This is a genomic window from Nocardiopsis sp. NPDC006832, from assembly GCF_040635885.1.
Lineage (GTDB): Bacteria > Actinomycetota > Actinomycetes > Streptosporangiales > Streptosporangiaceae > Nocardiopsis.
Genome location: NZ_JBEYLC010000105.1, coordinates 1 through 11,049, shown reverse-complemented (window position 1 = coordinate 11,049; position 11,049 = coordinate 1). Strand labels below are relative to the sequence as shown.

At 66.4% G+C, this 11,049-nt stretch carries 7 protein-coding genes and 3 pseudogenes; 8 read left to right on the top strand and 2 right to left on the bottom strand.

From position 1 onward, the window contains the following. Positions 1-371: 371 nt before the first annotated feature. The 4 genes and pseudogenes from ABZ717_RS27615 to ABZ717_RS27600 form a co-directional block, all read left to right on the top strand. Positions 372-800: pseudogene (locus tag ABZ717_RS27615) on the top strand (ISAs1 family transposase); the annotation flags it as partial. 216 nt (positions 801-1,016) lie between these two features. Further along, positions 1,017-2,165 carry a glutathione-independent formaldehyde dehydrogenase gene (locus ABZ717_RS27610; protein WP_358515868.1) on the top strand — a complete coding sequence of 383 codons (1,149 nt, stop codon included), beginning with the start codon at positions 1,017-1,019 and terminating at the stop codon, positions 2,163-2,165. A gap of 406 nt (positions 2,166-2,571) precedes the next feature. Further along, entirely contained in the window at positions 2,572-3,099 is a 528-nt protein-coding gene (locus tag ABZ717_RS27605; protein ID WP_358515865.1) for a DJ-1/PfpI family protein, read from the top strand. 50 nt (positions 3,100-3,149) lie between these two features. After that, positions 3,150-3,458, top strand: a complete 309-nt coding sequence (locus tag ABZ717_RS27600) for an antibiotic biosynthesis monooxygenase (protein WP_083917893.1) — start codon at positions 3,150-3,152, stop codon at positions 3,456-3,458. A gap of 974 nt (positions 3,459-4,432) precedes the next feature. Here ABZ717_RS27600 and ABZ717_RS27595 read toward each other — a convergent pair. Beyond that, entirely contained in the window at positions 4,433-7,384 is a 2,952-nt protein-coding gene (locus ABZ717_RS27595; protein WP_358515870.1) for a Tn3 family transposase, read from the bottom strand. Positions 7,385-7,521: 137 nt separating this feature from the next. Here ABZ717_RS27595 and ABZ717_RS27590 point away from each other — a divergent pair, with 137 nt between their 5' ends. The 4 genes and pseudogenes from ABZ717_RS27590 to ABZ717_RS27575 all read left to right on the top strand — a co-directional run. Further along, positions 7,522-7,833: a hypothetical protein gene (locus ABZ717_RS27590; RefSeq protein ID WP_358515862.1), complete on the top strand. Its 312-nt coding sequence runs from the start codon at positions 7,522-7,524 to the stop codon at positions 7,831-7,833. 133 nt (positions 7,834-7,966) lie between these two features. Beyond that, positions 7,967-8,325: pseudogene (locus ABZ717_RS27585) on the top strand (class I SAM-dependent methyltransferase); the annotation flags it as partial. Between the two features lie 149 nt (positions 8,326-8,474). After that, a complete protein-coding gene (locus tag ABZ717_RS27580) occupies positions 8,475-9,641 on the top strand; it encodes a transposase (protein ID WP_358515859.1) in 1,167 nt (388 codons plus the stop codon). An 83-nt stretch (positions 9,642-9,724) separates the two neighbouring features. Next, positions 9,725-9,919: pseudogene (locus ABZ717_RS27575) on the top strand (SAM-dependent methyltransferase); the annotation flags it as partial. A gap of 41 nt (positions 9,920-9,960) precedes the next feature. Here the strand turns inward: ABZ717_RS27575 and ABZ717_RS27570 are convergent. Continuing rightward, positions 9,961-10,590, bottom strand: a complete 630-nt coding sequence (locus ABZ717_RS27570) for a hypothetical protein (RefSeq protein ID WP_358515857.1) — start codon at positions 10,588-10,590, stop codon at positions 9,961-9,963. Between the last annotated feature and the right edge of the window lie 459 nt (positions 10,591-11,049).

Below are 11,049 nucleotides of genomic sequence, written 5' to 3'. Positions count from 1 at the left end.
TCCTGCGCCGCCTGCGCTGCTGCCCGCAGCGGGCCGGGGAGATCACCCGTGCTGTGCTGGTCCTTCAGCTCCGAGAAGCAAGATGAAAAAGGCTCAGTGACTCGGTTCAGGTGACTCGAGTCCGCTACGCCAACACACTAGCGCTCAGCGATACCCCTGGCAGCTACGCACAGTGATCAGCACGGCGAGAGTCGCGGAGAATTCAGATCACTGGATCAACGACTCCTGCCAGTCCGACCCCCATCTGTGACCTCAGGTCGGGTCGCCCGGGGGTGAGATTCCCCCGGGCGACCCGACCTCAGACCGCTCCCGAAGCTACTCACGGGTTACTTTGCCCCTCGCCGTAGCTTCGGGAGAACCGGGCCGAGACCGAGCGCGGGCACGGACGGGCCGAAAGGCGCACGGTCAAGGTCGTTACCGCACCCCGGATCACTTTCCCGCACGTGGCGCAGGTGCTGCGGGTACACCGGTGGGTCAAAGAGTTGGCCACCGGTGATGTGCGGCGCACCTACGCCTATGTCGTGACGAGTTTGCCCGCTGAGCGGGCCGATGCTGCCCGGTTGGCGGGCCTGGTGCGGGGCCATTGGCGGATCGAGGTGCTGCACCATGTGCGGGACGTGAGCTTTGGTGAGGACGCCTCGCGGGTGCGGTGCGGGCACGGACCGCAGAACATGGCGATGCTGCGCAATCTGGCGATCCCGCTGCTGAGCGAGTTGGGGATGAGCGGCATCCCCGAGGCCACGCGGTGGGTGTCCTACGAGACCTTCACGCGCCCTCTCGAGCTTCTCCAGATCCCCTGACCAGCACGGGTGCAGCCCTCATCCGACTTTGCAACAGCCCTGTGGTGGACCCGGTGTCCGGGCTCTTGTGGCGGTCAGTCACTGAACCTTGACGTGTTTTGTCCGAACCACGCGCGTAATGCTGTTTCGTCCTGGTGCTAGGAGAGCAGGGTCCGAAGCAGGGGCAGGCAGCCCCGCCAGCCCGATTCCGTCCCGCACCCATTCTTGGAGAAGATCATGAAGGCTCTTGTGTACAACGGATCCCGCGACGTATCCGTCAAAGAGGTGCCGGACGCCAGGATCGAGCGTCCCACCGACGTGCTCGTGCGCATCACCGCCACCAACATCTGCGGTTCCGACCTGCACATGTACGAAGGACGCACCGACCTGGAGCCCGGCAAGGTCCTCGGACACGAGAACCTGGGCGTGGTCACCGAGATCGGTGACGGCGTCGAGCGCGTCAAGGTCGGCGATCACGTGTGCCTGCCCTTCAACATCGGCTGCGGGTTCTGCCGCAACTGTGAGAGCGGCATGCCCTCCTACTGCCTGACCGCGAACCCCGACTCCGACATGGCCGGGGCCGCCTACGGCTTCGCCGGGATGGGCCCCTTCTCGGGCGGGCAGGCCGAGTACCTGCGCGTGCCGTTCGGGGACTTCAACTGCCTGCGGCTGCCCGAGGACGCGGCAGAGAAGGAGGACGACTACGTCATGGTCGCCGACATCTTCCCCACCGGCTGGCACGCTACCCGCCTGGCCGGGCTCAAGCCGGGTGAGTCCTGCGTGGTCTACGGCGCGGGTCCGGTCGGCCTGATGGCGGCATATTCGGCGCTGCTGCAGGGGGCGTCCCAGGTGATGGTGGTCGACCGCCATCCCGACCGGCTGCGCCTGGTGGAGCGGATGGGGGCGATCCCCGTCGACGACTCCAAGGGCGACCCGGTCGAGCAGATCCTCAACCTCACCGACGGCCGCCGCGCGGACTGCGGCTGCGAGTGCGTCGGCTACCAGGCCCACGACCATCTCGGTGTCGAGCACCCCGAGATGACCATGAACAACCTGGTCAAGTCGGTGAAGTTCACCGGCGGCATCGGTGTCGTAGGCATCTTCCTGCCCTCCGACCCCGGAGCGTCGGACGAGATGGCCCGCAACGGTCGGCTCACCTTCGACATGGGGACGTTCTGGTTCCAGGGCCAGAAGATCGGTACCGGCCAGGCGCCGGTGAAGGCCTACAACCGGCAGCTGCGGGACATGATCCACCGGGACCGCGCGAAGCCGTCCTTCATCGTGTCCCACGACTTGCCGTTGCAGAGGGCGCCGGAGGCCTACGAGCACTTCGACAACCGCGAGGACGGCTGGACCAAGGTGGTACTCAAGCCCGCCATGGCGTGAGCGGCGCCGCTGTCGGCCCGTGGGTCCGTGGGTCGGTGGGTCCGTCAGGGCCCGTCGACCACGGAGCCGACACCACGCGGGCCCGAAGGAGCTTAGGTTCTAACGGTGGTAGCCGTCTCAGCTGGGGATCGGCTTACGGCACTCGCGGCGCGACCGTGTGGCGGTGATCGCCCGAGACGCAGCGTCGGCCCGGCTCACCGACAGCGGTCAGAGTCCCCCTCGTCCGGCCGCACAGCCCTTGACCCCACCCGCCTTGGGCTCGTGCTCGATGGGGTGAACACCGTGGGCACGCGGCCACGCCTGCACGGCCCGTCGATCCGCGCTAACCGCCCTCGGCGGGTGGTTTCGACCCGGCCTGACCGGGCAACTCTGTGGTTATCCCACACTATGAGGAGGCGCGATTCCCATGGCAGAAGAGCTGCGCGGCCGACGGGTCGCGATCTTGGCCACTGACGGTGTCGAGCAGGTCGAACTGACCCAGCCCCGCGAGGCGGTGGAGCAGGCCGGGGCGCAGGTGACGCTGCTGTCGATCCACACCGGAGAGATCCAGTCGATGAACGCTGACATCGACAAGGGCGATACCTTCACCGTCGACCGGCTGGTCTCCTCCGTTCGGTTCACCGGCGGCATCGGCACCGTCGGGGTGTTCATCCCCCAGGACCCGGGCGGGCCGGACGAGCTGTCCCAGCAGGGCAAGGTCCGCTTCGACTTCGGCAACTTCTGGTTCAAGGGTCAGCAGATGGGCACCGGGCAGGCCCCGATCAAGCGCTACAACCGCCACCTGCGCAACCTCATCGCCGCCGACAAGGTCACCCCCTCCTGGATCGTGTCCCACAACCTGCCGCTGGAGAAAGCCCCGGACGCCTACAAGCACTTCGACGCCCGCGAAGACGGCTGGACCAAGGTCGTCCTCAACCCCGGCACGGCGGCCTGACTTGTCCGCCGCGGCTTTGAACAGCACCCGTTTGAGTAGGAGGCCAGAGCATGGCTGAATCGGTGACCGTCGGGCTCCTCGTCCGGATCGAGGCGCTACCGGGCCACGAGAAAGAGGTCGAAGACTTCCTGCAGCAGGGGCTCGGCATCGTGGAGCAGGAGCCCAACACGGTGCGGTGGTTCGCCATCCGCTTCGGGCCCTCGTCGTTCGGGATCTACGACGCCTTTCCCGACGACTCCGGCCGCCAAGCCCACCTCTCGGGCCAGGTCGCCCAAGCCCTCGCCGACAACACCGGCACCCTGTTCGCCCAGCCCACCATCGAACCGGTGGACGTAATCGCCGAGAAACCACCGAGCTGATCACCGAACGGGCGACTCGGGGTGATGGTGGGGTCCGAGTAGGAACGGAACGGTGAGTACCGGCAACTGTCACATCTGTTGACACCCGTGGCGGGGCGCGCCACGCTACCGGCATGGACAGTGACGCGGTGGCCTTCGTCAGAGCCGAACAGGTCCCCGCTGGAGCCGCCGTTGACGCCCAGGTACCAGCGGAAGGTTCCGGACTCGACGCCGGTGAAGGTGGCGGCTTCGCCGTCGCAGTCCAAGCCGTAGACGCTGCCTACCTCATCCCACCCGTACCAGACGTCCTGCTCCAGGCGGATGTAGAAGGTCCCGAGGCCGGGGTCGCAGTTGGTGATTGAGTCGACCGTGATGGTGTGCGTGCCAGAGTCGGTCGCGGTGTAGTTGCGGGAGAACACGACGCCGTCAAACTCAGCATCCCAGGAGAAGTATCCCGTCATGAGCTGGCTCGAGAAGGTGGAGCCGTCCTCATAGGTGAGCGTCGTGGTGTCGCCGGCGGTCTCCACGTCGGCCACCTATGAGGCCTGCGGCTCCGGGACCTCAGCGGCCAGGGCCGAGGCGGAGGGAGCGAGGCTGAAGGCCAGAGCGGCGGCTCCGGTCGTGGCGATGACACGGGAGGTGACGCGCATCAAAAAGCATCCTCTACACAAGGGGGAATGATCGGACGATACTCACCTTTACCGTCATGCTGCACAGCAACCACCCGGGGCCACATTTGGCCACAGCAAACACAGCTGCCCCTGCTCAAAGATCCTAAGGCTTGGTATCGAACGGATGAGGGCCATGATCCTCTTCCTTGGCATCAACTCATCTGTTAAAGCCCTTTGATGTCCTGGTGACCTCGCTCATGAAAGGAGTATTGCCGCTTGAGCTGGGAAAATGGCATACCAGAGCGCCCGGGAAGACCGCCAACCGCACACGTAAAAACCAGACGTGGTGCCATTTTCCTGCTTGTCGGTGTCAATGCCAGATCCTCACACGGCCAGGTCCAGGCGTTTGTCCATGTCTAGGTCGAACCGGCCGTAGGGGTTAATGTGGGTCCAGAACAGCGGGTTGAGCGCCCGCCGGTCCTCGGGAGTGAGCCGCCCCGCCCAGGCCGGGCCTTCCAACACCCGTTGCAGGAGCAGGGTGTTGACGTAGACCAGCGCGGACTGGAGCAGGTGCAGGCACAGCATGGAGATCTCGGCGTGCTCGCGATCGCCTCCGGTGAGCACGCCCTCCTTGCCATAGAAGAACTTGTCGTTGGCGCCGTTCCAGTTCTCCACCACCTCCAGGCCGCCGTGGATCTCCCTGCGCAGTGCCTCGTCGGCCAGGTAGTCGCAGGCGAAGATGGTGCGCACCGCCCGGCCGAGTTCTTCGATGGCCTGATAGACGGGGTTCTTGGGGCCGCCGCCCTTGGTGAAGCGGCGCAAGACCTGCTCGGTGTCGGCCGTGCCCAACCTCAGGGCGGTGGCGTAGGCGACCATCTGGTCGTAGTTGCGCTCGATCAGCGCCCAGTCGATGGGCCGGTTCTTGACCACCCGCTCCAGGCGCGGCCAGGTGGCCGGGCTGTACAGGCGCACCGCGCCGATGTTCTTCAACCGCGGCAGTAGCTTGAACCCGAGCAGCTCGGTGAAGGCGAACCCCACAATGCTGGCGCCGTGGGTGTCGGTGTAGTTGGCCTGAACGTCGGCGTCGGTGCAGTGGCGCAGGACCCCTTCGATCATCGCCGCGACCTCGGAGGAGGAGCACGACTTGAGCTGGGAGTAGATGCAGGCCCGGCCCTTGTCGACGTGCCAGTAGATCATCACCCCATGCCCGCCGTAGCGGGCGTGGAACTCCGTCATCAGGTTCGACTCCCAGGACCCGAACCGTTTGGAGTCCGACGCGGTCGTGGTCGCGGTGCCCCACCAGGTGGCATCGCGGGCGGCGAAGGTCTCATTCACCACGGTCGCGATGGCGCGGCGCAGGTTGTCGCGGGTGATGTGGCTGGCGCGGGTACGGCGCAGCGCCCCCTCGTCCTCGCCGTGGTCGCCGGTGGCGATCATCTGCTTGATGCCCATGTTGGTACCCAGCGCGAACAGGCACAGCAACAACCGGCGGTGCAACGTCGCTTTCGGGATGGCCTCGCGGGTGGCCACCGAGGCGAACTCGGAGCAGAACCCGGTGAGCAGGGCGGTGTCCTTGAGGATGTCGAGCAGGTCGATGGTGCCCCACCGCCTGAGCACCTCAGCCTTGAGCGCTCCCAGGTTCTGCGGCTCGGGCAGTGGTTCCAGCTTCGGGACACTGATCCAGGGCTGGCCTTTGCGGGTCACGATCCGCACCCCGCCGGTAGTGCCCTCCGACATCGCGGTGTTCAGCCGGTCCAGGGCCGCTCGCATCCGGGTGCGTACCCCGTCCACGAACGCGTTCGGCTCCAGGGGCTTGTTCAACGCGGCGTAGTGCACGTCCCGGTTGTCGGCGAAGTCGCCGGGCAGATCGGTGTCAGGATCGCGCCACTTCCCCGCGCCCTGAACGTAGATCTCGCGGCGGCGCAGGGCCTCGCGCAGCGCGATGAGCACGCACAGCTCATAGGGGATGCGCTCCACCCGCCCCGAAGCCTGGTCGGTGACCGCTTCGTGCCAGGCCTTGGGCACCACGCCCTCGCTCGGCACGTGCTCGGCGGTCCCGTAGAACTTCTCGGAGCGGTCGACGTCGGTGTAGCGGCCCAGTAGCTCGATGGCCTCCATCACCGGCCGGTAGGCGGTGTTGTTGCAGGCAAACGACAACGCGGCCAACAAGGGGGAGAGCATACGCCGATAGTGGTGGGAGTAGGAGCCACGCAGCTGGTAGCGCACCCGCTCAGCCATCGCCTTCTCCGTGGCCATCAACTCCCGCGCGAGCTTGCGCAGCGTCTTCTCCCCACCCGGAACCGCGCCGAAGATCACCTCGGCCACCGTCCCGCCCGGCTCGGCCAGGGAGGCGTCCACCATCCGGCGCAAGATGCCCTTCTTGCCCGGCACCGCGCTCAACTCCCCGATCAGCTCCTTCTCCACCCGCTTCTCCGCGCGGGCGTTGATCCGGTGGATGAGCCGGATCAGCAGCTCTACCAGGGAGTCGATCAGCTCGGCCTGACGGGTCCAGCACAACGCGGCCAGCAGGGTGTAGCGCACCGCCGGGGCGCATTCGGCGAAGTCGGAGGGGTACATCCGCGCCGCACGCGAGCGCCAGGCGGCCACGATCTTCTCCGACACGCCCCCGAACGGCTCGTCCGGTAGGCCCAGGGCCTGCACGGTCTTGAGCTTGTCGACCTCCTCCAGCAGGGTCTCCAACCCCAGCGGCCCCGGGTCGGACTTCACAGCCCCCAGCACGCCCTCGGTACCCAGCACCTTGGACTCCAGCCGATCGCAGATCCCCGGGCCCAGGCGGGTCATCACGCTGGTGGTGAAGGCCTCCTCGAACCGGCGCACCCCCGAGGCCACGATCCGCTCGATCTGCCCGGGGCGCGGGGGTTCGATCTTCAGGGTGAGGCACCGGCGCTGAACGGCTTGGGCGAGTTCATCACGGCCGGCTTCCACTGGGCACACCTGGTCGGCCAACCAGTCGGCGAGTTGGTTCTCTTCGTCCTCGGTGGCCGCGTGGGTGCCGTAGGTGTCACGGATCTGGCGGCGGTGCCGCCCTGGAACTCGCGTGTTCCAGGGGTACTTGCCGAACAGGGTCGGCTCCACGCCCACCTGGTCGGCGACGAAGGGTACCGCCGCCGCCGGGATCTCCTCGGCGTAGGAGGGGAAGCGGCCCTCGATCTGAAAGAACTTGAGCTTGAGCGCGAACCCGAGCCGGGTAGCGCCGCTCTTGTTGCTCAGCAGCTTGCGGTCGCCCTCTTCCAGGGTCCACTCATCGACGAGCTGTTCAGGGGTCCAGTCCTGGCGCATGAAGGTGCTCCGCGATCGTGTGCGGTCAGTCGACAGCGCACACGATGGCGGACAGGTGCTGGGTTACCGGGGAGTTCGTCTGATCCGTGATCTCGAACTGGACTTTAAGTTACTTACGGGTTACTTGTCCTGTTGCCGGGCCTTCGGGAGAACTGGGCCAAGGAGTTGACTCCATGGCGTCATCCGCCACTTACTGCGCTTCAAGCGAGGCCTACACCGAGATCGTCCAGGTCATCAAGGGCGGCGAACCCGACGAGGACGGCATGCCGCTGGCCGGTCGAATCTCCCCGTTCTCCCCGACTCTGCGCAACCGCTCCTGCGCCCCGCTGCCCTATGGGTTCTGGGAGATGCTGGACCGTTTGAATCCCTACGGCGACAAGAGCGACATCTGGCTGCGCGTCCTCGGGTCCAACGACCAGGCACCGCCACTGCCCGACGGGGCCGTCCTCATCGACACGAGGCGGGTGACCTACCAAATCGCATGAGACCCACCGGCCCTGTGAGTCGGCGGCACCACCACGTACGGTGGTGCCGCCCATTCGCATGGCCGCGCCAGGGCAGTGGCTTCGGGGCACAAAACCCGTTGGCCACCGGGGATCGGGCCACCACAATGGCCCCATGGTCGATCGACACTTCTCCATTGCGACCCTGGCCGAGCTCTACGACCACTTCAGCCATTGGCAGGTCTCCCACAGGACGACTTCTACCTCGATCTCGTGATGAACGCCCGCTCCGTACTGGACGTGGGATGCGGGACCGGCAAGATCCAACGAGTGGCCCGGGAGCGCGGGCACACCGGCCGCCTGGTGGGGCTGGATCCGGCCGAGGCCATGCTCGAAGTCGGGCGCCGGGACCGGGATGACATCGAGTGGACCCTGGGCGACCTGGTCGCGGGCCCCTACGAAGGGGAGACCGAGCCACTGGGGGAGGGGACGTTCGACCTGGTGATCATGTCCGGTCACGCCTTCCAGGTGTTCACCCCGTTTTAGGTGTGGAAGCCCGGTCCTTCAGGGCCGGGAGGAAACACCCTCATGTGCCCCACTCGGCCATCGAAGTTCGGAAAAACACGGAGAAGTTCTCTGATTCGGCCCCACATCCTGGTCGAGGATGGTTAGCGTGTTCGATCATGAAGCTGGTGGTGCGGGTCAAGCTGCTGCCTTCGCTGGAACAGGCGCAGGCACTACAGGCGACCCTGCACACCTGTAACGAGGCCGCCGACCACGCCTCCCAGGTCGCTCAGACCACCGGAGCCCGCAACAAGTACGCCCTACAAGAAGCGACCTACCACGAGCTGAAAGCCAGGTTCGCCTTGTCGGCGCAGCCGACGGTGCGGGTCATCGGCAAAGTGTGTGATGCCTACACCACCCGGCAGGCGAACCTGAAAGCCGGAAACCTGGGACGGAAGGGCTCCCCTCGCCGTCAGCGGGTCGAGTCCACCCCGATCTCCTTTCGACCCGATGCCGCCCAACCCTTCGATGATCGGTGTCTGTCCTGGCAGATGGACGCCCGCACCGTCTCGATCTGGACCGTGGCCGGGCGGATGAAGAACCTGGGCTTTGTCACCTCCCCCGAACAGCTCAAACTCCTGGCCGAGTATCGCCAGGGTGAGAGCGATCTGATCTGCCGGGACGGGCAATGGTTCCTGTCGGCCACCTGCGAGGTGCCCGAACGGGTGGAGAACCCGGACCCGGTGGGGTTCGTGGGGGTGGATCTGGGGATCGTGGAGATCGCCACCACCTCCACCGGAGACCGGTTCGCCGGGAGGGTCTTGAACCGGTACCGGCGCAAGCAGAACCGGCTTCGCGCCAAACTCCAGGCCAAGGGGACCAAGAGCGCCAAACGCGTGTTGAAACGCCTGCGCCGCCGGGAAACACGGCGAGCGCGGGATGTGAACCACACCATTTCCAAACGCATCGTGGAGCGGGCCGAACGCACCGATCACGGCATCGTCCTAGAAGACCTTCGGGGCATCCGTGGCCGGGTCCGGCAGGCCAAACGACAACGTTCCATGCTGCATTCGTGGAGTTTCGCCCAACTGCGGGACTTCATCGCCTACAAGGCTCGCAGGACGGGGGTGCCGGTCCTGATCGTGGATCCGGCCTACACCTCCCAGACCTGCTCGGCATGCGACCACACGTCCAGACGCAACCGGCCCACCCGGAACCGGTTCGTCTGCCGTCAGTGCGGTGTGGTCTTGCACGCCGATGTCAATGCTTCACGCAACCTCGCCCACAGAGGCGAAGTGGCGTGGAACGCGGGGCGCCAGTCAACCGCCCCAGCACCCACCAGATGAGTGGGTGTCGGACGCGGGAGGAGAGCCCCATCCGCCAGGTGGGCGCCTACCCGCAAGCCCACGGCTTCAGCCACGGGCAGTTGACCTCCGACTACAGCGTCCAGGGATGGGCCGAACCCCAGGTCAGTCGCAGCACTCTACGGTTCCTGGACGCCGAACTCCTGAACGCCTTCCTGGCCGAGGCGGGGTTGAGTGTGAGCGCCCAGTACGGGTATTGGGACCGCACCCCGCTCACCGACACCAGCGAGGAGATCATCACCTTCGCCCGCCCCACCTGAGCCGGGGGCGGGAAGGAAGAGTGCAAGCGTGAGCGCCGCTCTCATCCAAACGGACGTGGTGCCCTGAGTACCGGATCCGCGCTCAGCCGCCCCTCCTCGGAGAGTTGCCGGTTGACCGCGTCGGCGAAACCCGAGACGAATTCCAGCCCTTCCTCTCCACTGGTGCCCTCCTCCAGCGGATAGCCGATCCAGACGAAGACGTTGGTCGAGACGAAGGCGGCTTCGGCGCGGCGGGAATCCTCATCGGTGGAATACACCGCCGCGTAGCCGCCGTCAGCGGTCGAGAGTTCACGCCAGGCGAGCACGTCCACGTCGGCGTCCCCGCCCCTGGGCCAACGCCCGGCCTCCAGGTCGGCTACCCCGTCCTGGAGGTCCGCGCTCTTGGACCCGATGTCGGCCATACCGTCGTCGGTGTCGCCGAGCATGGCTTCGACGTTCATCAGGGACGGGTTGTCGGTGTCCTTCACCGCGCAATCGAGGATCATGGTGAACCCGACGAGCCGGCCGATGTGGCGTGTTTCCTTCTCGGCCGACACGGGCTCGTCCCCCTCGATCGACAGGTTGTTCCCCTCCGCGCGCGGCCGGTCGGCGCCGGGGATGGTGTCGACCAGTGCGGTGGGCAGGAGCTCCTCGCAGTACGGCAGGAAGGCGTAGGGACGCACCTGTGCCATGGACAAGGCCACCAGTCCCAGGAACAGCGCGAGGACGGCCCCCGCGAGCAGGCCTTTGCGGAGTCTGCCCGACGGCGGCCCCGAGCGGTTCCGGCCCCCGGAAAGAGGGGGCTCACCGGGACTGGTGAAAGATGGGCCCTCGGTAGGGGGATTCTCCGTCATCGGCACCTCGGCGCGGATTCCCGTGGGGAACTCGCGCCGAGCCTCCTCGCAGTGGTTCGGGTGGTAGGGGGTCGAGGCGCTTGCTTCCTTTCCCCGCCTGATCATCGCTGCGGGCTTTCGCGCCGATCAGCAGGGTTGATCGGCCCCACCCTCCCACGGCCTTTCCCCTTCTCGGGGTCGAGCGGGATACTGGAGGGTGGAGTGAAGTTGCTTCGGTTCGGTGGACACCTGTGAACTGGGATTTTACGCGGTTTCAGCCAGTTCAGCGGAGTCATTCCGGGCCCGCTCAGTGTGGCG

What these genes read in the sequence shown, in the direction of transcription:
- ABZ717_RS27610 (WP_358515868.1), top strand. Translation starts at nt 1,017, where the DNA reads ATGAAGGCTCTTGTGTACAACGGATCCCGCGACGTATCCGTCAAAGAG.
- ABZ717_RS27600 (WP_083917893.1), top strand. Translation starts at nt 3,150, where the DNA reads ATGGCTGAATCGGTGACCGTCGGGCTCCTCGTCCGGATCGAGGCGCTA.
- ABZ717_RS27590 (WP_358515862.1), top strand. Translation starts at nt 7,522, where the DNA reads ATGGCGTCATCCGCCACTTACTGCGCTTCAAGCGAGGCCTACACCGAG.
- ABZ717_RS27570 (WP_358515857.1), bottom strand. Translation starts at nt 10,590, where the DNA reads ATGGCACAGGTGCGTCCCTACGCCTTCCTGCCGTACTGCGAGGAGCTC.
- ABZ717_RS27605 (WP_358515865.1), top strand. Translation starts at nt 2,572, where the DNA reads ATGGCAGAAGAGCTGCGCGGCCGACGGGTCGCGATCTTGGCCACTGAC.
- ABZ717_RS27580 (WP_358515859.1), top strand. Translation starts at nt 8,475, where the DNA reads ATGAAGCTGGTGGTGCGGGTCAAGCTGCTGCCTTCGCTGGAACAGGCG.